The sequence below is a fragment of the Microcoleus sp. B4-C1 genome (assembly GCF_036705285.1).
Lineage (GTDB): Bacteria > Cyanobacteriota > Cyanobacteriia > Cyanobacteriales > Microcoleaceae > Microcoleus.
This window is the reverse complement of sequence record NZ_JAUBUC010000104.1, coordinates 1-21,620: the sequence shown is the minus strand read 5'-3', so window position 1 is coordinate 21,620 and position 21,620 is coordinate 1. Positions and strand designations below refer to the sequence as shown.

Sequence of the window (21,620 nt, the reverse complement as noted above, 5' to 3'; positions counted from 1 at the left end):
GGGATTTTAAAATCCCAAAAGCCTTTCGACCCCAATTATTTGAGCGCTACCCCTTGACAGGTCAAGACAGTATCTACTAACTTGCTAATGACTGATGATTAATGACTAATGACTAATGACTAATGACTAATGACTAATGACTCTAAAAGCAGTTTTATTTGATTTTAATGGCGTGATTGTTAATGACGAGCCAATTCACGAGAAAATCATCGATCAATTGATGCTCGATGAAAATCTCCAGCTCAAACGTGGGGAGTTTCGAGAAGTTTGTTTGGGAAGGAGCGATCGCGCTTGCATTACCGAACTACTCAAGCGGCGAGGACGATATCTAACAGAAACATATCTCGATCGACTGCTGCAGCGCAAGGCCGAAGCTTACAAAGCTCAAATAGATACTTTGGAGAAACTGCCGATTTATCCCGGTTTGGCAGAATTTATTGATAAAATTCGGCCCGCCGGAGTGAAAATGGCCGTAGTTAGCGGGGCAATGCGATCGGATATAGAATTGGTGTTAGATCGGGCCGGTTTGGCTGCAAACTTTGAGTTAATTGTTGCAGGCGACGACTTGACGGCGAGCAAACCAGCACCCGACGGCTATCTATTGGCTGTGGAACTTCTCAACCAGAAATATCCCGACTTTAACCTGCAACCGATCGAGTGTTTGGCGCTAGAAGATACTTTTGCTGGGATTGAAGCGGCGAAAAAAGCGGGGATTCAGGTTGCGGGTGTGACTCACACTTACCCGTTTCACATGATCCAGCGCCAAGCTAATTGGACGGTGGACTATTTTGCTGATTTAGAGTTGGATAGAGTGGCGGCATTTTGCTCGATCGCCCCCACTGAGCCGGCTGCGGAAAACACTTGACCTTTTTAGCAGTTACGTGCTAGTGTAAGTGACGGTCTGCGAACGTGAGAGCAAGCAAGACCTGTCAGCCTTTTAGATTCGGCAATCTCGCATCTAAAATGCTAAATTAAAACTCAATCAGGGGAATTAGCTCAGTTGGTAGAGCGCTGCGATCGCACCGCAGAGGCCAGCGGTTCGAGTCCGCTATTCTCCATAAATTAGGGGCATTTCTACAGGTGACGATCGTACTTAAAGCGAAGTGCGATCGTCACCTGCTTTGATACTCGCCTATGCAAGTGCGATCGACCCGGTTGCGGCCTAACTGGTAGCATCAATAAGATAATTTATGTAAAGAAACCGGGTTTCTAATGTCACACTAATTCCTGAAAAGACGTATTTGGGCGTCTAAACCAGGTTTGCCAAAAAAATCCGCTACGCCCGCGATCCCAACCCTGATGTCATCAGTCAATCTAAAATCTAAAATCTAAAATCTAAAATGGTATCAGCCCGGTTTCTGCCGCAGTTGCCCTCAATCCCCACAAAACATTCATTTTGTCAAAAACAATAAGTTTTGTAGCTAAAAATACAACAGTCTGCTGACGCGAGTCTTAATATCAAGTCGCTATGTGTTATTATTCTCAATCATCAGACTCATCTGTTCAAGAGTAACAAGAAAAAATGACAAAGCGATTCGATCGGCGGAAATTCCTTTTATACGGTTCTGCTACCCTAACATCAAGTTTATTTCTAAAAGCTTGTAGAACTCCAACTCCAACAGCAACTCCAGCCGCTTCTCCCACATCAACAGGAACTACACCAGCAGCAGCCGGGGGCGGAAACACGATCAAAGTAGGAATTTTGCATTCCTTGAGCGGCACGATGTCCATCAGCGAAAAAAGCGTTGTCGATGCCGAACAATTAGCGATCGAAGAAATCAATAAAGCTGGTGGCGTTCTCGGAAAACAAATCGAAGCAGTAATAGAAGACGGCAACTCAGACTGGCCGACTTTTGCCGAAAAAGCCAAAAAATTGATCGACCAAGATAAAGTTGTCACCGTCTTCGGATGCTGGACATCCGCTAGCCGCAAAGCAGTATTGCCAGTATTTGAAGAAAAAAATCATATGCTCTGGTATCCCGTACAATACGAGGGCCAAGAGTGTTCCAAAAATATCTTTTATACTGGGGCAGCCCCGAACCAACAAATCGAACCCGCAGTGGACTGGCTGCTAGAAAATAAAGGCAAAAAATTCTTCTTAGTCGGGTCTGACTACGTTTTTCCCCGCACTGCCAATACAATTATCAAGGCCCAGCTAGCAGCCAAAGGTGGCGAATTAGTTGGGGAAGATTACATTCCTTTGGGTGGGACAGAAGTCACGCCAATTATTAGTAAAATTAAGGCAGCTTTGCCAGACGGCGGCGTCATTTTTAATTCCCTCAACGGCGACAGCAACGTAGCATTTTTCAAACAGTTGCAGGGTGCAGGTTTGGGCCCGGACAAATATCCGTCAATGTCAGTCAGTATTGCAGAAGAAGAAGTAAAGGCGATCGGCGTAGAATATCTTAAAGGCCATTACGCCGCCTGGAATTACTTCATGACTGTGGAATCTCCTGCCAATACAAAATTTGTGGAAGCTTTCAAGGCAAAATACGGCAAAGATAGAGTCACTAATGACCCGATGGAAGCAGCTTACATCATGGTTTACCTGTGGAAGCAAGCTGTCGAGAAAGCAGGGACAGCCGACGATTTGGAAAAAGTACGGGCAGCGGCTTTGGGTCAAACCTTTGACGCGCCGGGGGGCACAGTAACGATGGATGTTAACCATCACCTTTCTAAATTTGTGCGGTTGGGCGAAGTTAGAGACGACGGTTTATTTAACATCGCTTTTGCTACACCCGAAGCAGTGAAGCCGGTGCCTTGGAATCAATTTGTTGCTGAAACACAAGGCTTTGCTTGCGATTGGTCAGACCCCGCAAAAGGTGGCAAATTCAAAGTTTGATAAGTAGGTAATACCAATTTCAATACGCTTGGGTTAAGCCCGATCCCCCCTAGCCCCCCTTAAGAAGGGGGGGACAAGAGTGTTCTTGCGTCACCCCCTACTCCCCTTAATAAGGGGGAACTGGACTCTTCAAAGTCAACCCCTACTCCCCTTATTAAGGGGGATTTAGGGGGATCGAGACTCGGCTACAAGCGAAATATACAGAGGGTTTTAGTTCTAACTTGACACCAATGGGGTAAAATCCGCCCCTAATTATCCGCGAACAAAGTTAACCGACTTGATGCAGGAGTAACAAAATTGGCGATATTAGATGGTTTATTTAACGGCCTTAGCATCGGCGCTGTTTTACTAATTGCAGCCCTGGGACTAGCGATTATTTTCGGGCTGATGGGCGTAATTAATATGGCTCATGGCGAGTTGATGATGCTGGGGGCTTATACAACTTTCGTAGTGCAAAATGTCTTCAAAGGTATCGGAGGATTTGCTTTTGAAACCTACATTTTATTTGCAATTCCCCTAGCTTTTCTAGTCGCTGCATTGGTAGGATTAATTCTCGAACGGGGAGTGATTCGCTATCTTTACGGGCGGCCACTAGAAACTCTGCTGGCAACTTGGGGCGTAAGTTTAATTTTGCAGCAGTTTGTCCGCAGCGTCAGTTGGGTGCTGGTAATTGGGATTGCGGTGTTTTGTTTGCTGTTTTTTGGCGGTTTGCGGTTGCTGAAATCGCGCCTGGATTTCGATCGCATTCGCAGCAAAATTATCGCCCTAATTTTGCCTTTATCTTTGGGTATTTCCTGGGCGGTGAGCACCTTTTTAGGGCAAACTTACAAACTGGCAGTAACTCAACCTTGGTTTGGCGCTCAAAATGTGGACGTGACTGCGCCTGCATGGCTGCGCGGTGGCATACCGCTGGGCAATTTTCAGTTGCCCTACGCGCGAATTTTTATTATTCTCCTCACCGGAATTTGTTTGGCGGGAATTTACCTATTTTTGCAAAAGTCGGTGTGGGGATTGCGGATTAGATCCGTGACGCAAAATCGCAGCATGAGTGCGTGTTTGGGTATTCCTACCGAACAAGTAGACGCGCTGACTTTTGCTTTGGGTTCAGGCTTGGCTGGTGTCGCTGGGTGCGCGATTAGTTTGATTGGTTCCGTAGGGTCAAATACCGGACAAAATTATATAGTCGATACGTTTATGGTGGTGGTTGTGGGCGGTGTTGGCAAGATTGTGGGGAGTGTAGTTGCTGCGATCGCGATCGGCACTGCAAATTACCTGATCGGTTCTGGAACCTTAGCATTAATGTTCGCTCCTATCAAGCCTTTAGCCGACTTTTTCACATTTTTCGCCACAACCAGCATGGCAAAAGTAATGGTATTCGCCTTAATTATGGCTTTTCTGCAAGTGAAGCCGGGAGGGATTTTCCCGCAAAAAGGGCGGACGGTAGAAAATTAAAAATTACAACTGCGAGTGTAGCGAAAAATGCAGAAAAAACATCAAAAACCCTGGGTAAAAGAAGCGGCAATTGTCAGCGCGATCGCCCTCACATTCATCTTACTCCTCCCAGGAATACTCCCCGACGTTCGGCTCAATCAATTAGGGCGATTTTTAGCACTAGCAATTGCCGCCCTCGGCATAGACTTGATTTGGGGATACACGGGTTTACTTAGTTTAGGGCATGGGGTGTTTTTTGCGATCGGCGGCTACGCCTTCGCCATGCACCTAAAACTGCAAATTCCCCCAACCGCCAGCAGTCAATTGCCAGAATTTATGAACCTCTACGGCGTTACCGAACTCCCCTGGTTTTGGCAACCATTTTATTCATTTCCCTTCTCAGCATTAGCAATAGTTCTCATCCCCGCCATCTTGGGTGCACTTTTAGGTTATTTAGTATTCCGCAATCGGATTCGAGGCGTTTACTTTTCAATTCTTACCCAAGCAGCAACCATTGTATTTTTCAACTTCTTTAACGGTCAGCAAAAACTGATTAACGGCACCAACGGACTCACCGACTTTAAAACCTTGTTCGGAGCCACAGTCAATGACCGAGATACTCAATATATTTTCTACATTCTCACCATACTATTTCTAGCAGCAAGTTACGCCCTCTGCCGATGGCTGACCAGCGGACGCTTCGGTCGCCTGTTAGTAGCAATTCGCGACGACGAAGTGCGCCTGCGTTTCTCAGGTTACAATCCCACAGGATATAAAGTTTTAGTCTTTGCAATTTCCGCCGGTTTAGCCGGGATTGCAGGCGCATTATTTACCGTACAAACCGGAATCATTTCGCCAAAAGCAATGGATATTGCCTTTTCAATTGAAATGGTAATCTGGGTCGCCGTCGGAGGCCGCGCCACATTATCGGGAGCAATATTAGGAGCGCTGCTAGTCAACTTTGGCAAGAGTTTTTTGAGCGAACAATTTCCCGAAGTGTGGCTATTTTTCCAAGGCGCGCTATTTTTAATAGTAGTCACAGTCCTGCCCGACGGCATAGTCGGATGGCTGCAAGATCAAAGTTTCGACCAAATCCGCAGCTTGTTCAGAAAACCGAAGTACGTATCTACTTACCCCAGCCTGGAACAAGACCCCCAAGTGCAGCTCGAAAAAGAAGAACTTGAACATTGAGTGCAAAAATATCGTGTAATTTATAAGTAGGCTGACATAAATAAATGTCACCTACAACAGACAAACAAAGCAATCGCAATAGACTTGGGAAAATCTGCGTTTCTCTCTGAGGAGACGCAATATATATGTCCACCTACTTAGATATCCGTAGCAAGTAGCTTCGTTCTTTAACTTGAGGGGCAAGATATGGCAGATATTATTGACTACAAAATCTACGGCGACGATTTGCAACTCATCGAGATTGAACTCGACCCCAAAGAAGGCGTCAGGGCTGAAGCTGGAACCATGACATACATGGAAGGCGACATCCAAATGCAAACATCCACAGGCGGCGGCTTATTTCAAGGTTTCAAACGAATGCTGACAGGAGAGGGTTTTTTCATTACCACCTTTGTCAATGCCGGAAATCGCAAGGCGCGCGTAGCTTTTGCCGCCCCCTATCCGGGTAAAGTAATTCCTCTTGATTTAGGCCAACTTGGCGGTAAATTTTTGTGTCAAAAAGACTCATTTCTCTGTGCGGCCAACGGCATTGACATTGAGGTAGCATTCACCAAGCGGCTCGGTGCCGGTTTCTTTGGCGGAGAAGGTTTTATTCTGCAAAAGTTGCAGGGTGACGGGCTAGCTTTTGTTCATGCGGGAGGAACAATAGTTGAGAAAAATTTGGGAGTTGGCGAAGTGTTGCGAGTAGACACCGGCTGTTTAGTAGCTTTTGCCTCCACAGTAGACTACGATATTCAATTTGTTGGCGGGTTTAAAAATGCTTTATTTGGAGGTGAAGGCTTGTTTTTGGCAAAGATGACTGGGCCGGGAAAAGTATACGTGCAAAGTTTGCCACTCTCGAAGTTAGCTGAACGGATTTTAGCTGCTTCTCCACCTCCTATTTCGAGCAGCTCTAGCAGTTTTAGTTTAGAGTAAAATAACCATTTATCTGCTTGTGTAGGGTGCGTCAGCTAGCAGATTTTCCGGCTTACCCAGAGACTGTTAACTGACGCACCTTCTCAGAGAAAATCAGCGCTCTCAGGTGCGTCAGCCCACAGATTTTCTGGCTTACCGAGAGACTTTTAACTGACGCACCCTACCCGGAGAAATTACCTATGAATGGCAAAGTATTAGAAATAGAAAACTTGACTGTGAGTTTTGATGGTTTTAAAGCCATCAACGGTTTAAATTTCAGCATGGATGCGGGCGAACTGCGAGTTATTATTGGGCCCAATGGTGCGGGGAAAACTACTTTTCTCGATTCAATTACTGGGAAGGTGCAGCCGACTGAGGGCAGGGTGTTATTTAAGGGACAAAATTTACGCAAGTTGTCGGAAGATAGGATTTCGCGCTTGGGAATTGGCCGCAAGTTTCAAACGCCGCGAGTTTACTTAAATTTAACGCCGCGCGAAAATTTGGAATTGTCTTGCAGCCGCCACAAAAATGTTTTTTCAACTTTGTTCCAGCCAGCTTCTGCTGCTGAAAAACGCACGGTTTCCGGTTTGTTAGAAACCATTGGTTTAGTTGCTAAGGCTGATATTTCGGCTGGTTTGCTTTCTCACGGGGAAAAGCAATGGTTGGAAATTGGAATGTTGGTGGCTCAATCTCCTGATTTGTTGTTGGTAGATGAACCTGTGGCGGGTTTGACGGATGAGGAAACGATGTTAACTGGGGAGTTGCTGATTTCGTTGGCCGAAAGTCATTCGGTGTTGGTAATTGAACACGATATGGAGTTTGTGCGGCAAATTGCGCGGCAGGTGACGGTGTTGCATCAGGGTACGGTTTTGTGTGAGGGGACTATGGATGAGGTGCAAAATGACGATCGAGTAATTGAGGTATATTTGGGAAAACCTGAAGAGTAAGAAGTCATTAGTCATTAGTCATTAGTCATTAGTCATTAGTTAGTTGACTGTTGTCGATTACCGATTGCCAATTACCAATTATTCATTACTACTCCAAAGAATATGCTACAAGTCTCTAATTTGAATGTTTATTACGGCGAAAGTCACATTTTGCGCGATGTCGATTTAAGCGTAAATGCTGGGCAAATGGTTTGCTTGATCGGCCGCAATGGTGTGGGCAAAACTACTATGCTAAAAACGATTATGGGGTTGTTGCAACCGCGCAGTGGCACTATTGCTTTTGGCGGAGAATCTATTGCTTCTAAGTTGACTTACCAGCGGGCTAGATTAGGCATTGGTTATGTGCCTCAAGGGCGTGAAATTATTCCACGTTTGACTGTAAAAGAAAATCTTTTGTTAGGTTTGGAAGCGAAACCAACCAAAACCAAAAATCCTGAAGTTCCTGATGAAATTTTTGAGTTATTTCCGGTTTTGAAAACTATGCTCGATCGCCTGGGAGGTGATTTGAGCGGGGGACAGCAGCAGCAGTTAGCTATTGCTAGGGCTTTGATGGGAGAGCCGAAATTGCTGGTTTTGGATGAACCGACGGAGGGGATTCAGCCGTCTATTATTTTAGACATAGAAGCTGCGGTGCGCCGTGTGGTTGCGACTAGGGGAATTTCTGTTTTGTTGGTGGAGCAACATTTGCATTTTGTGCGGCAAGCTGACTGGTATTATGCTATGCAAAAAGGCGGGATTGTGGCTTCTGGAAGCACTAGCGAGTTAAGTGATGAGGTGATTCAGAGGTTTTTGGCTGTTTGAATAGAATTGAAGGAAGGCACGACACGGATTTTGACGATGACAGCGAGCGACTCAAAGAGCAAGAAGGGCAAGCGTTTAGATTTGAAAAATGGCTTATTCGTCTGGGTTCGCTTGGTATTCTGCGATCGCAGTTTGGATTTCCTCGGCGGAGACATTTGCTTGTTCTGATTTCGAGTAAATCAGGTGTAAAACAACTTGAGTCGGTGATTCAACTTGATAAATCAAGCGATAACCGCCGCTTTTACCAACTTGGGAATCACTGTTTTTAGCCCGGACTTTGTAAACGGTGTATTGAGTCCCTGTAATCTGGTTTCCTATGAAGTTTCCTTGGATAAGCTCATCAAGGACTGGCTGAATATCGGTTTGAATTTGGCGATACTTTTTAGCGAGTCCTTTGAGGCGACGTTTGAAAAGTACCGTGAATGTGACTAGAACTGACATATCAGACATTGATACCGTCCCAGAGTTCCGATATGGGAAAGGTTTGTCCCGCTTTGGCTTGGTGGAGGGAGGCTTTCAGATCGGCGAGGATTTGCTCGTTGGAGTCGGTATCTGAGTCAAAATCTGAGTCGAAGTCTGGGGCGATCGCGGATTGTGTCCGACTGGTCAAAAATTCCAGAAATGCCAGCGTTTGCTCTAAAAGTGGCTCAGGAGTCCGTTCGATCGCTTCGAGAAGGCGTTGTTTAATCGGCGACATAAGACTACCTCTATTATTAATTATTTTTTCTGCCGTCGGGCATTGTGGTGCCGGCCATACTTGCTCGATCGATAGTAGCGCCATCTATATTAGCATTGCGGAGGTTGGCATCGGAAAGATTGGCATCTCTCAAGTCGGAAAATCGCAAGTCTGCACCGTCTAGATTTGTCTTTGTCAAGTTAGCTTTTCTAAGGTTAGCGTTGCTGATTCTCGCTCCTACTAATTCGGCTCCGCTTAAGTTTGTGCGAGCTAGATTGGTGTTGACAAAATCTGATATCTCGAAGCGACTACCGCTGAGGTTGGCATCTGATAAATCCGATCCTGTCAGGATGGGATTTTTTAAGTTAAGGTTAACTAATTTTACGGCTCGGAGGTCGCAGCGGGAGCAGCTTTGAGTTAGCAGCAGCGTTTCGACGTTGGCGTTGATTTGGTCGATTTGTTGCTGGGAGAAATTTTCGGCAAATTGTGGGGAGACGTAGCCGAGCTTTTTGGGGTCGTTTGCTTTTGGTTGGGGTGTTTGGATTGGGGGTGTTTGGATTTGTTGGGGTGTTTGGATTTGTTGGGGTGTTTGTGGTTGGGGTGTTGGGATTGGTTGGGGTGTTGGGATTGGTTGGGGTGTTGGGATTGGTTGGGGTGTTTCTATTTGCCCGATCGCACTTAGTTGCAGCCCCACCTTCGGCAAATCGAGAGTTGCTGCAAAAATTAGTAGGGCGATCGACATTATTGTGAGTTTTTTCATAAATCAATAACTTTTTGTTTGCAAAAATACCATTTATATGGTATAATACCTCGAAAAGTGAATTCCCTACATTTCGGTAAATAAATCGAAATTCAGATAAAAAACTTCGGAACCATCAGGTGCGCGAATTAACTTTTCTATTACCGGAGGCAGTTGCTGTTGACGGTACAATTCGGGAATCTCGCAGAAGCTTTCTTCGGTAATTTCCAAAATTTTTGGCATATCAGGAAGGGGAATTCCCAACCGATCGCTTTTATTTAAAGTACAAATAATCAGGTATTTGCACTCAGCAATGATCGGACTGCTGGGAAATATTGTGGATAAATTAATTATGGTAATCAGTTCTTCTTGATGCCGCAGTAAACTATTACCGTTAGGTAAAAGACCGTAGGCATTAAAGTTTTTAACAATGCGTTCCACTCGCTCAATAGGAACAGCATAGTAAATATTTCCTAGTTCAAAGGAAACAAACTTATGAGGAGCAATTCTAACAGTGGCGTGTTTCTTGCTCCGAAAGCGGCGATTGTAATTGGCGTGAGTCATTCGATTTTAGATTTTAGATTTTAGATTTTAGATTGAGGATTATTTGATTTTAGATTGAAGATTATTCATTTTATATCAACTCCCTTGGGATCTGAATTATTCATCTCTCTCTTCCCTTTCTCTGTATCCTCTGCGTCCTCTGCGGTTAAATCATTCCGATACAACCAGAATAGATATTAGGTTTTAAATAGAAGATTATGGGATTTTAGTAGGTGAGTCGGCTGCGTAGCTTTTAACTATAATTAGCGGGTGCAATTACTTTTGGTCTAAGTTTCGTTTGAGGTTAGCGATTATTTGATTAGAAATTTGAGATTGTGGATTAAATTATTGAGTGGTGGATTAATTTGGGGATAGCTTGTAAAAGTTGGGCTTCGCTGTAAGGTTTGGTGAAGTATTGATTTGCGCCTAATTCCATTGCCATTTGCCGATGTTTGGCCCCGCTACGGGATGTCAGCATGGCTACGGGAATCTTAGCAAACCGCTGGGTCGATCTGATCGATCGCAACAATTCAAATCCATCCATCCGAGGCATTTCAATATCCACGATCGCCAAACTGCAATCAAGACCATTTTGCAACTTTTCCAGGGCATCCACACCATCTTTAGCTTGTACCACCCGGTAGCGAGCACGAGTCAGCGTCAGAGACAACAACTGGCGAATTGTATAGGAATCATCCACTACCAAAATCTGCGGTGACTGACTCGCACTCGCCGGCATCTCCTGCACTTTACCGGAGACAGCGGCGATCGAACTATTTACCACAGGTTGACCCACCAAATCGTCCACATCCAGAATATTCACCACGCGCCCGTCCCCCAAAATCGTAGTCCCCAAAACGCCGCGAGGCTTGGATAGAGGCGGTGGCAAAGGTTTAACCACAATTTCCTGCTGACCGATTAGCCGTTCCACGGCCACCGCCAGCATTCCTTCGGTAGAAGCCAAAACCAGGACAGGAATTTCCTCTTGGGTCAAAGGGTCGGGAGAGGGGGCATCCGGCCCGACGACGCTGTATTCGAGCAAATCTTGCATTCTCACCAAACGAATAAATTCCTCCCGCCACCACAGCATCGGCTGATTGCCGGCAATGTGAACTTCCGAGGCTTTAATGTGCAGAATTTCCTCGACTGCATCCAGCGGCACTGCTATTTTATTGTGATCTGTCTTCACCATCAAAGCATCAGTAATCGACAGCAGCAGTGGCAGTTTAATGATAAAACTCGTACCTTTTCCCAGGCGAGAGTCTACCTTCACAGTCCCCCGCACAGTCCGCAAATTTGTTCGCACCACGTCGAGCCCGACTCCCCGCCCCGAAAGGTCGCTGACCCCTTCTGTAGTGCTGAAACCCGGCCAAAACAGAAAATCGTAGAGTTCGGCAATGGAAAATTCTTGAGCTTGTTCCTCCGTAGCCAAACCCTTTGTGACAATTTTACGGCGAATCATTTCCGGGTCAATGCCTTTGCCGTCATCGGCGACAGTAATAATAGTTTGGCCGCCTTGGTGGCGGGCTTCTATTTCTATTTGACCGCTGGCCGGCTTGCCGCTTGCTTTCCGAACTTCGGGAATTTCGATGCCGTGGTCGAAAGCGTTTCTCACTAAGTGTATTAAGGGATCGCGCAAAGCATCGAGCAAACTTTCGTCTATTTTGGTATCTCTTCCCACTAGCAGCAGGTTGACATCTTTATCGTATGTGATACACATCTCCCGCAGGGCTCTGGGCAAGTGATCGACGGCGCGACTGAAACTCACGACTCGCAACTGCATGACGCGGCTGCGTAGTTGTTCGGTAATGCGGCGCAGTTGGTCGGTACTGCGCTCGAATTTCATGGCTAAAGTGTCTAATTTGGTGGCGGAGTGAGAAATTGCTTGGGCAGTTTCGATGACTTCGGCGGCTGTCGAGTGGAACTCTGTATAACGATCCATCTCTAAGATATCGAAGTGAGCATGGGCCGGAGAGGATTTGCCGTTAGCAATCATGGGGAATTCTGTTTCTGCGGCTGCAAGTTTTCCCAATCCAGAGTTCCCGTTTCCCCCTCTCCACTCTGCAAAGCTCAGTCTGTCGTATTCTTCTCGCAACTGACCGCCGAATTGGTTCAAATCTACGATGTTGCGGCGGATGCGCTTGACTTCGCCCCGCAGTTCGGATTCTTGAAGTTCTAAATTTGTACGGTTGATGACTAATTCCCCGACTAGATTCACCAATTCAGTTAAGCGTTCTAAGTCTACCCGGATTGTCGGCCTTTGCGGGTTGGGGACTGGGAGAGAGGGGGAGATTTCGGGGAGAGTGGAGGAGGGGGAGATTTCGGGGGGAGTGGGAGTGGGGGAGAGTGGGAGAGTGGGAGAGGGGGAGATGTCGGGGATGTCGATCGCCCTTCCTTCCAATATTTGTTGGCGTGCGGTTTGCAAGTTTTGGGCGATCGCCCAACCCTCGGATTGCAACCGTTGTAGAGTCAAGTTTGGAGAGTCGATCAAATCTCTGAGGGCTGCGGCGACTTTCCCAAAATCCGGCAATTGCAGCATTCCAGCCAAACCGGAGAGTTGGTAGTAAACCTGGTTGAGGGCGGTGACGCTTGTTGCCAAATCTGCCTCGGGAGCTTGGGAAAGCTCGGTTTCTAGGCGATTGAAGAGTGCCGGCACTTGGTGTTCAAAAATCTGTTTCAGGGTTTCCGGGGCGGTCGATTGGCTGACTGTGGGGACTGGCGACGGTTCTGAGTTGCCGTACTTGGCCTGGAACTGATCGAAAATTTGGGCGATCGCCTCCAAGTTTTCCGTTTGATCCGGAGTTGTGACATCGGAGTGTTGAACTGATTCGATCGTAATCTTTTTGAGAGCATCCACCCCCTGCAGCAAAACACTCACAGTAGTCGGTTCCAGGGCCGCCAAGTCTGTGCGATCGCGCAAAATGACAAAACAGTCCTCCAGCGTGTGAGCCGCCGCCGATACGTTTTGAAAGCCCAACATCGAACCCGCACCTTTAATCGAGTGAGCGGCCCGAAACATTTCTTTAACTGCCGCTTGTCGCTCTTTCAAACCCGCAGCTTCCATCCCCAGCAGATTCGTCTCCATTGACTGAAGAAACTCTTCGCATTCTGCGGTAAAAGCATCTATTAATTCGTTTAAATCGTCATCATTCATATGAGCGGCCAAGATAAGCGGCCAGTAGTTTTGAACTCTTACCGATAACCTCGGTTCTTTGCTAATCGTTTGAACTCAAGGAATTTTCTAAGGAATTTTCTTTCGTTATTTCCGATCCCAAGCCAAGTTGTTGCCGCACTGCTTGCAATGATTTTCCTCTTTTTGCCTTCGGGCGATCGCTTGGAGGCGGCACATCGTCAGCCGAAATAACTGGTTTTTTTAGAGCAGCAAGGAGTTGGTTTAATTCTTCTTGAAGTTCTTCCACTGATTCTCCAAAAGGTGCGGTTTCTTTTTCAGAGCAGGCTGCGATCGCACCCTTATCGTCATAATACACCGTGCGAATTGTGTACCCGCCCTCCTCAAAAAATACTCGATAATCCCAGTTCATCATAGTTCTTCCTCTTCTCCTTGAAATATGTATCTATTCCCCTGCTTGCCAGCGATGCGCTCTATACTGACAATTTTAACTTGCTTGTCAACGTTGTACAAAACGCGATATACGCCCAATCTCAATTCCCATTCTGCTGTATTATTTGGACGCAGGGCTTTCCGGTTGCGCGTCTCGGTAGTGGGTTCATAACAAAGGTTAGCCTCAATACCGTCAACAATTACATTCTGTTCGTGTTTCTTAAACCACTGCAAATCCTCAATCGCTTGGTCTGTAAACTCAATCTCAAACACGATCGCCACAACCTAAAAATATTTCAAATACTCAGCCATCTTACCATTCATCATCGCACACTGCCACAATACCTAGAACCCCGACTTCTTCAATAAGTCGGGGTTCTAAAATTACGAACGGAAATTCGCCACGGACTTTTGCAATTGGCCCAGAGAACCAGACAACTCGTCCAAAGATGCTTTGACATCCGCACCTTTTTGTGCGGTCGTATTCGCAATCTCGTTGACTTGCTGCATACTGTTAGCAATTCCCTCAGCCGAAACAGTTTGCTTGGCAGATGCAATAGTAATATTCTGCACCAAAGCATTCATTTCTCGACTAACTTCGATGATGGCATTGAGGTGGGTTTTAGCTTCGCTTGCTAGCTTAGTGCCTTCCACTACCTCCAGCGTCCCCGATTCCATTGCCTTCATCACGCGGCTGATTTCTTCTTGAATTGTACCGACAATTTCCGAGATTTCCTCCGTAGCGCCGGCGGATCTTTCTGCTAATTTCCGCACTTCTTCGGCAACAACTGCAAAGCCTAAACCTTGTTCGCCGGCTCGCGCCGCCTCAATAGTAGCATTCAGAGCTAATAAATTAGTTTGCGAAGCAAGTTGAGAAATCGAAGTCACAATTTTGCCAATTTGCTGCGAAGATTCGCCCAAACGCTTCATCATTTTCGAGGTAGAGGCGATCGTCAACCGGAGCCCGTTAATGCCTTCGACAGCTCGATCGACCGCCATACCGCCGACTTCAGCCGTTTGAGAAGACTGCTGAGCCACTGTTTCGGCCCGCACCGAAACATCTCGCACGTCGCGGATCGAATTCACAATCCGCTCTATTTCGCGCATGATGGCAGATATTTTTGCTGCTTGAATTTCTGCCTGTTGGGTGAGTTGACTGGTATTGTTAATTGACTCGTCGGTGGCAGATGTTACCTGTTCGGCTAAAGTTTGAATTCCCGTTACTACTTTCCGCAGAGAACCGATTAAGAAGTTGAAAGAGTCGGCGACAGCACCTAAAACATCGTTAGTCACTTCCGCCCTGACTGTCAAGTCGCCTTGAGCCGCGCCTTTAATTTCTCCCAACAATTTAAGGACTTGCTGCGTCAGAGAATCAGCTTCAGCTTTACGTTCTGCTGCTAATTTTCCTAGTCGTTCTTCTGCCTCTTTGCGCTCGGTAATGTCAAAGCGAATGGCGATATATTTGACTATTGTGCCGCTGGTATCAAAGATGGGGGAGATCGTCGAATCTACCCAGTAAAACGAGCCATCTTTACGTCGGTTTTTGATTTCCCCTTTCCACACCAAACCGCGAGAAAGTGTCACCCACATTTCTTCAAAAAATGATTTGGGATGGTAGCCGGAATTGACGAGGCGGTGGTTGCGGTGCAGGAGTTCTCCCATGCTGTAACCCGATATTTCAATGAATCCGTCGTTGACGTAGGTAATCATGCCTTGCAGATCAGTCTCGCTGACGATCGCCGATTCGTCTAGGGCATTTTGCCGCGTTTTGAGTTCTTGCAGCAAGCGTTCCTGTGTCTCGGCCAACTGCTGCATTTGCTGCTGGGACGATCTTTCCTGGGTGACGTTGCGGCAAACTACTACGCCGCCTTTGAGTGCGCCCGTTTCGTCTTTGAGCGGCCGGCCGGTAATTTTCACCCACAGGCCCTCTGGATTCCCTGCGTGGCGGGTGAAAACCTCTACGTTCTCAGGAGATTCTCCTCTAATTGCCCGTGTTAAGGGGATCTCGGCTGTGGGATAGGGAGTTACCGTATCGGGCAAGAATAAACCGTATCTTGCCGACCATTCGTCGGGAAGAGTATCTGTCGAACCCGTGCCAAAGATATCTGCGGCGGCGGGATTGAACAACACAAAATTGCCTTTTTCGTCGGCAGCAATTATGCCGTCGCCAATGCTATTTATTAGCAGTTGCAAGAGATTGGTTTGTTGCCGAAATTGGTCTTCGGAACGGGCTAATTGGGCTGTTGTTTTTTCCAGTTGCACCATCGCCTGTTTGCTTTCAGTAACGTCGCGAGCGACTGCATACATGAGCTGTTGTTCGGTTTCAGGTCGCACTTTCCACGACAGCCACTTGTAGGAACCGTCTTTGCAGCGGTAGCGATTTTCAAAAGATTTTAATTCGGCGCCACTAGCTACTTTTTCCGCTTGTTTTCGGGTTGATTCGCGATCGTCTGGATGGACTAAATCGATATAATAGTTGTCTTCGAGTTCATGCGCCTTGTAGCCGAGTGTGTTTTCCCAAGAGGGATTGATACGCTTGAATTTGCCTTCAAAACTTATAATACAAACCAAGTCTAGGGAAAGGGTAAAAAATCGATCGCGCTCTTCTTCTGCTTTTTTGCGATCGGTAATTTCGATCGCCACACCGCCGACACCGATGGGTTTGCCGTCAGCTCCGGGCAAAGGAAAATATGACGCCAGCCAATCTCGCACGATGCCCGGTTCGTTGACGGTTGTACCCGACACCTCAACGTTTAAAAACGGTTGGTTGGTGGCGAGAATCTGCTGCAACATCGGCTGTAGGGTATCGACCATTTGGGGTACAACTTCCCTCACCGTCTTGCCGAGGTGTTCGGCAACTGAGACGCCTGTGGTTTCCGCTAATTTCTCGTTAACTTGGACGAAGCGCAACTGCTCGTCAAAAATAAACATTGAGGCCGGGGCGGCTGTGAAAAATGCGTCAAACCGGGTTTGACGCAAAACTAATTCTCGTTCTAGGGCTTTGCGATCGGTGATGTCGCGAGCTTCGGGAATCAGCAGCACGACTTTGCCGCTGTCGTCTACGATCGGCTTGAGGGAGAAGTCCACAGTTATCACAGCACCCCCAGCAACGAGTACGTCGGCTTCGTAGCGGACAACCTCGCCGGCGGCGGCTTTTGTGAGCGCTGCTTGCACTTTTTGCTTGGCTTCTGGGGAAATTTGCCACCACAAATTATCTACAAACTGCGTGCCTACGAAGTCTTCGCGCTCCATTCCGGCGATGTCGAGGGCTGTTTGGTTGGCTTCCAAAACGGTTCCGTCTGGTTTGAGCAGCCCCACTAATTGAAACGATTGGTCAAAAATGGCTCGGAACAGTCTTTCGCGATCGCGCAGCATCTCTTCTGCACGTTTGCGATCGGTGATGTCGCGAGTAACTGTTGCGAACCCCATCGGCTCGCCGGTTTCTGGGTGTTTGACTGTAAATAGGGTGAAGTCAACGGGAAAGTCTTCGCCGGTTTGAAAGTTCCTCAAGCGGAATTCGCCCTGCCAAAAACCGTCTCGCACAGTAGCAGGCACGATTTCTTCTTGGAAAATCTTACCATTTTCTACTGAGAAGAAGTCATACATACTTTTGCTTTTGACTTCTTCAATATTTGGCAATCCTGCTAGTTTCATTCCCGCGACATTCAGGTATGTTGCCTCTCCCTCCATGGTGGCAGTGCCGATAAAATCCGAGCTGCTTTCTACGAGCGAAATCAATCTTTGCTTTTCGATTTCTGCTTGCTTGCGCTCCGTGATGTCGTTGTTAGTTTCTAAAATTGCTTTCGGTTTTCCCTGTTCATCTCGCTGCAAATTCCAGCGACTGAATACAGTAATTTTGGTAGCATAATTGGTGGTGTGAATTACTTCTCCTTCCCAATAATCCTGCTCTTCTAACTGTGCCGAAATAGCGGCTAAAGGCTGGGGGAAAATGGTGTGCAATAGAGTATGGGTGATTTTCCCCAAGGCTTCTTTTTTTGTCCAGCCGTACATCCGTTCGGCTCCCTGACTCCAATAATTAATCGTGCCGTCCATATCCCGAACGATCAAGCCATCGCTGGCAAGGTCGAGCATTTGCAAGTTCTGCTGCAAGGCTTCTTCTACGCGCTTGCGTTCTGTAATGTTGCGGGCGATCGTTGAGATAAATTCAACTTCTGAATTCTCGGATTTGTGGGCAACAATTACTTGAGAAACTGGTATTTCTTCGCCGTCTAAACTCTGCCAAACTGTCTCGCCACTCCACACCCCGTCCCGGCAAGCTGCGGGGATGCCGACGTTCACAAGAGTGTCGATACTTTTGGGGGATGTCAGGTCAGAAATGCGGATTCCGGTTAAATCGGCGTCAGAGCCAACTCCCAACATTTCTCTGGCTGCGCGGTTGATATAAATGGTGCGCTGTTGGGTGTCGGCGATGCCTACCCAGTCTGTTGTGGTTTCTAAAATTGCTTTGAACCGCAATAGTTCTTGTTCAGATTTGCGACGATCTGTGATGTCGCGCGCCAAGCCGAGCATTCCTAAAATGTTGCCTTCTGCATCTTTGAGGGAGAATTTCTGGGTGTCGAAGCTGTGTACTTTGCCGTCGGCTAAGGTGGCTAAGTCGTTGTAACCGGGATGCTCCCGGTGGTTGCCGGCCCGGAAGTTTTGGATTTGGTTCTCGGAATCGGTTTCGGCGTGGAAGTTGGCGAAGATTCGATCGACCGATATACCAATTTCTGCGTCGTCTTTGCCAATAATTTCTGCTTGGGTTTTGCCGAAGGCGGCGGCGAAACCTGCATTGACTAGGGTGTAGCGCAAGTTTCGATCTTTGACAAAAATGCAGTCTGGCGTAGCGTCAATGACTGTTCGCAGCAAGTTTTGGGAGCTTTCTACTTCTGCCAGTGTCTGCCGCAGTTGTTCTTCCATTTGCACGCGATTGGTGATATCTCTAATCGCGCAAACGAGAAATTGTCTACCGTCGGCATCTACAAAGGTAGATTTTTTGGCGGAGACAAAGCGGGTGTTTCCTGCTTGGTCTGTGATAGTTTTTTGGATTTCGGTGCTGGTATTTGTCAAGAAAACTAATTCGTCTTTTTCTCGATATGTCTCTGCTTCCTGTTTGGGCAAAAACTGGTCGTAGGATTTGCCAATTAGTTCTTCTCTGCTGTGACCTAGGTGTTGACAAAAAGCATCGTTTAATATTAACCAGCGGTGCTGTTTGTCTTTGACGTAAATCGGGTCGGGGATGCTGTTAAGGATGTTGTTTAAAAATTTTTCTGAGGCTTTTAATTGCTCTTGTACTGCGGTGCGATCGCGAATTTCCTGTTCCAATTGTGCATTAGTTTGCAGGAGCTGCTCGGTTCTTTCATTCACTCGCTGCTCTAGTTCTGCCGTTAGCTGCTGCAAGGTCGCTTCTGTCTGTTTGCGCTGGGTAATGTCGCGGCCTTCGGCGAGGATTTGAAATACTTCTCCTGTTTCATTTAACAGGGGCTTAAAGGACACGTCAATTACTGTCACATGGTTGTTGGGGCCGGTGATTTCGTATTCTTCCCGGACAAACTTGCCTGCAGAGACTTGTTTAATGTTCATTTTTAGGCGCTGCTGGTTGGTTGGAGATGATGCCCACCCTGGTGTCAGCCAAAATTTCAGCCCCAGCACTTCTGATGCTTGGAAATCGCCCAATTCTAGCGCTGTCTGATTTGCTTCGATCAGAGTACCGTCTGGATCTAATACTGCGATCGCTTGAAAAGCTTGGTCGAAGATTGCGTGAAATCGCTGGGTAGTTTCGCTCAGTGCTTGTTCTGTTTCTTTTTTAGAGCTCAAGATTTGCTTGGAACCTACTAAGAATCCGTAACGGTTGGACAAACTCAAAAAAACGAGCGCCACCATTACAGTTATCCAATCGAACACACTTTGTGCCACCTGAGAGTGGGGCAGCCCTAGGTATTCGGCGGCGTGGCCGCTGTGGCCGAAAGCGCAGCTCCAAAATATGCCTGCTGTGGCTGTGGCGAAGATGTCGAACCCGAATTGACGGTTTCGCCACAAACCTAAGCTGATTATCCAGGCGATGGCAAAGTAACACACACAAATGATGCAATTAGCAGCTCCAGTTACCACCGATTGGGAGAAGTCAGGCAACGTCAGGGTGAAAGTCGTTGCGATCCAGGTATAGAGAATTTCGATCATAAGATTAAGGATGGGCAAATCGGATGCGGGCGATCGTTAGTTAAATTTATTCATGCACAGCCGTTGCAGACTTATCTGTATTGTTGATTTTTACCAGCGTTCGGAATGGGCGATCGCTTCTACATCGACAATCATTAGCAAGCGTCCTTCGGAATTGTACAGACCTTTTAAGAATGGAGCTAGGTCAGGACTGACATCTAGTGCTGAGACAATGCGATCGGGATTGAGAGGTAAAACTCCTTCGACGCGGGAGACGGCTAATCCCAGGCGCATTTTCGACAACAATCTCACGTCTCGTGGATCGGGCGCTTCTACCACTAAGATGCGACTGTTTGGGTGGTAGGTGTCAACCGACTCAATACCTACAAACAGTCCAAAGTCTGCCGCTGCTAAGATTTCGCCCCGCAAGTTGGTTAATCCCAGCAAAAATGGCTGGGTATTGGGAACCAGGGAAATCGGTTGTTCCTTGAGGGAAAGGACTTCCCGCACTGCCTCTAATTCTATGCCGAACAGACTGCCTCCTTGACCGAACAGGAGAAATTGCTTTGTTGCACTTGTCTGATTCCCCCCAGCGGGGGGAGCCGTTATTTTCATGGCTTATTTTTAGTTTCTAGTGTAGCTTACAAATTAGAGTGTTGCTTTGACCCTAAAGCCGATCGCCCATCGAGTTTTTCAGCATCACTTTGGGTGCCTCAAATGTTTCCGTTAAATAAATCGCGGTTGGGCAAATAAGCAGGTTTTTATCATTAAACATAAACTTTTATGGAATTCAAAAACCCAGTTTATTAAAAAAAACGGGGTTTGTCGGTATAATGTTTTTTGGGAAGCGGCCGATCGCTTTATATTCGGTTTACGCTGAAAGCAGGCGCTGCACTATGTGGACGAGTTGTTGAGGTTCAAAGGGTTTGCTGACGTAAGCGTCGGCCCCTAAATCAGTTCCCCAAGCTTTATCGATCTCGGTGTTTTTATGAGTACAAAATACTACGGGCAATTTGGCAGTTGTGCGATCGCCCCGCAATTCTCTGATCACTTCAAACCCGTTCATTCGTGGCATCACTACATCTAAAACGACCAAAGCCGGAGGGGTTTTGCGGATCAGGGCGATCGCTTCTTCGCCGTCACCTGCCCGCATCACATCCAATCCGGCATCTTGAAGAATGTGGCAGATAATTTCTAGTTCGCTCTTAACGTCGTCCACTACTAAAATTTTGGACATGATTCCCCACTTCCTTGCTGTTATTGACAGCGGACTATGTTTATTTAGAAGCTGACGCGATCGGCGGCGATGGGACTATACCGCTTTGCGGACAAATTAATGTACTTCCAAATACATTATATAGCCGATCCTAGGGCTGAAGGTTAGCTGTCAGCGATAAAAAACGATAAAAATTTACTTGACTAACAGAATCGCTCTGAATAAATTAATCGGCAATTAGTAATTGATTCGTGGTAAGCTGTTCTGCATTTAAATTGGATGTCAAAAAATAATCAAACTATTGTGGGGAGTAGGGGTTGGGCGTCCCGCCCGCCCTGAACCTACAATTTAAATGCGCGACAGCTTAATTCGCTGTTTTGAAACCAACTGCTCTCAGTAGAAAGCTCCCTAGCCAGACAAAAGCCGGATATTCTACGTATTTTTTTTTAGCCTAATTCCCAATAATCTAGTTTTGTATAGTGCCTAAATGAGGGTGCTAAAATATTTAACTATCGGAATTAATAGCAATTTAAAAGGAGATATATAGCAATCCTAAATGATTCGTGTAATTCTTGTAGGGGCAAACCCCCCGTGGTTGCCCCGCCTTGGTTGGGGTAGG

General features: G+C 46.9%; 17 protein-coding genes and 1 tRNA gene. 8 read left to right on the top strand and 10 right to left on the bottom strand.

Translation table 11 applies throughout. The features are described 5' to 3' along the window. Nucleotides 1-136 precede the first annotated feature (136 nt). The 8 genes from QUB26_RS27445 (at nucleotide 137) to urtE (ending at nucleotide 8,106) form a co-directional block, all read left to right on the top strand. Nucleotides 137-865 (top strand): HAD family phosphatase, encoded by a 729-nt coding sequence (locus QUB26_RS27445; protein ID WP_333320523.1) that lies wholly within the window; start codon nucleotides 137-139, stop codon nucleotides 863-865. A gap of 120 nt (nucleotides 866-985) precedes the next feature. Then, nucleotides 986-1,058: transfer RNA gene (locus QUB26_RS27440), tRNA-Ala, on the top strand. Nucleotides 1,059-1,522: 464 nt separating this feature from the next. After that, nucleotides 1,523-2,842 carry an urea ABC transporter substrate-binding protein gene (urtA, locus tag QUB26_RS27435; RefSeq protein ID WP_333242447.1) on the top strand — a complete coding sequence of 440 codons (1,320 nt, stop codon included), beginning with the start codon at nucleotides 1,523-1,525 and terminating at the stop codon, nucleotides 2,840-2,842. Nucleotides 2,843-3,139: 297 nt separating this feature from the next. Further along, entirely contained in the window at nucleotides 3,140-4,294 is a 1,155-nt protein-coding gene (locus QUB26_RS27430) for an ABC transporter permease subunit (RefSeq protein WP_333242444.1), read from the top strand. A 27-nt stretch (nucleotides 4,295-4,321) separates the two neighbouring features. After that, on the top strand, nucleotides 4,322-5,464 hold the full coding sequence (gene urtC / locus QUB26_RS27425; RefSeq protein ID WP_333055599.1) for an urea ABC transporter permease subunit UrtC: 1,143 nt from the start codon (nucleotides 4,322-4,324) through the stop codon (nucleotides 5,462-5,464). Nucleotides 5,465-5,650: 186 nt separating this feature from the next. Continuing rightward, nucleotides 5,651-6,379, top strand: coding sequence for a TIGR00266 family protein (locus tag QUB26_RS27420; RefSeq protein WP_333242441.1), 729 nt, complete (start codon nucleotides 5,651-5,653; stop codon nucleotides 6,377-6,379). Between the two features lie 179 nt (nucleotides 6,380-6,558). Beyond that, nucleotides 6,559-7,305: an urea ABC transporter ATP-binding protein UrtD gene (gene urtD, locus QUB26_RS27415; RefSeq protein WP_333242438.1), complete on the top strand. Its 747-nt coding sequence runs from the start codon at nucleotides 6,559-6,561 to the stop codon at nucleotides 7,303-7,305. 102 nt (nucleotides 7,306-7,407) lie between these two features. Continuing rightward, nucleotides 7,408-8,106, top strand: a complete 699-nt coding sequence (gene urtE, locus QUB26_RS27410) for an urea ABC transporter ATP-binding subunit UrtE (protein ID WP_333242436.1) — start codon at nucleotides 7,408-7,410, stop codon at nucleotides 8,104-8,106. 93 nt (nucleotides 8,107-8,199) lie between these two features. On the opposite strand, the gene QUB26_RS27405 is transcribed toward urtE, so the two are convergent. The 10 genes from QUB26_RS27405 to QUB26_RS27360 form a co-directional block, all read right to left on the bottom strand. Then, the gene (locus QUB26_RS27405) at nucleotides 8,200-8,547 is read right to left on the bottom strand and encodes a type II toxin-antitoxin system RelE/ParE family toxin (RefSeq protein ID WP_333242433.1); all 348 of its coding nucleotides are present in this window, start codon (nucleotides 8,545-8,547) and stop codon (nucleotides 8,200-8,202) included. Between the two features lies 1 nt (nucleotide 8,548). Then, on the bottom strand, nucleotides 8,549-8,803 hold the full coding sequence (locus tag QUB26_RS27400; RefSeq protein WP_333036453.1) for a hypothetical protein: 255 nt from the start codon (nucleotides 8,801-8,803) through the stop codon (nucleotides 8,549-8,551). A 16-nt stretch (nucleotides 8,804-8,819) separates the two neighbouring features. Continuing rightward, nucleotides 8,820-9,542, bottom strand: a complete 723-nt coding sequence (locus QUB26_RS27395; RefSeq protein ID WP_333242431.1) for a pentapeptide repeat-containing protein — start codon at nucleotides 9,540-9,542, stop codon at nucleotides 8,820-8,822. Between the two features lie 66 nt (nucleotides 9,543-9,608). Further along, nucleotides 9,609-10,085, bottom strand: a complete 477-nt coding sequence (locus tag QUB26_RS27390; protein WP_333242428.1) for a chemotaxis protein CheW — start codon at nucleotides 10,083-10,085, stop codon at nucleotides 9,609-9,611. Nucleotides 10,086-10,404: 319 nt separating this feature from the next. Then, entirely contained in the window at nucleotides 10,405-13,218 is a 2,814-nt protein-coding gene (locus tag QUB26_RS27385) for a hybrid sensor histidine kinase/response regulator (protein WP_333242425.1), read from the bottom strand. Nucleotides 13,219-13,279: 61 nt separating this feature from the next. After that, nucleotides 13,280-13,609, bottom strand: a complete 330-nt coding sequence (locus tag QUB26_RS27380; protein WP_333242422.1) for a hypothetical protein — start codon at nucleotides 13,607-13,609, stop codon at nucleotides 13,280-13,282. Next, nucleotides 13,606-13,899, bottom strand: coding sequence for a type II toxin-antitoxin system RelE/ParE family toxin (locus QUB26_RS27375; RefSeq protein ID WP_333302683.1), 294 nt, complete (start codon nucleotides 13,897-13,899; stop codon nucleotides 13,606-13,608). Before QUB26_RS27375 ends, QUB26_RS27380 begins: the two co-directional genes overlap by 4 nt. Nucleotides 13,900-14,010: 111 nt before the next feature. Beyond that, a complete protein-coding gene (locus QUB26_RS27370) occupies nucleotides 14,011-19,806 on the bottom strand; it encodes a PAS domain S-box protein (RefSeq protein ID WP_333242417.1) in 5,796 nt (1,931 codons plus the stop codon). Between the two features lie 90 nt (nucleotides 19,807-19,896). Further along, entirely contained in the window at nucleotides 19,897-20,400 is a 504-nt protein-coding gene (locus tag QUB26_RS27365; RefSeq protein WP_333058426.1) for a chemotaxis protein CheW, read from the bottom strand. A 256-nt stretch (nucleotides 20,401-20,656) separates the two neighbouring features. After that, complete coding sequence (locus QUB26_RS27360) at nucleotides 20,657-21,022, bottom strand: response regulator (RefSeq protein ID WP_333320520.1); 366 nt, start codon at nucleotides 21,020-21,022, stop codon at nucleotides 20,657-20,659. Nucleotides 21,023-21,620: the final 598 nt, after the last annotated feature.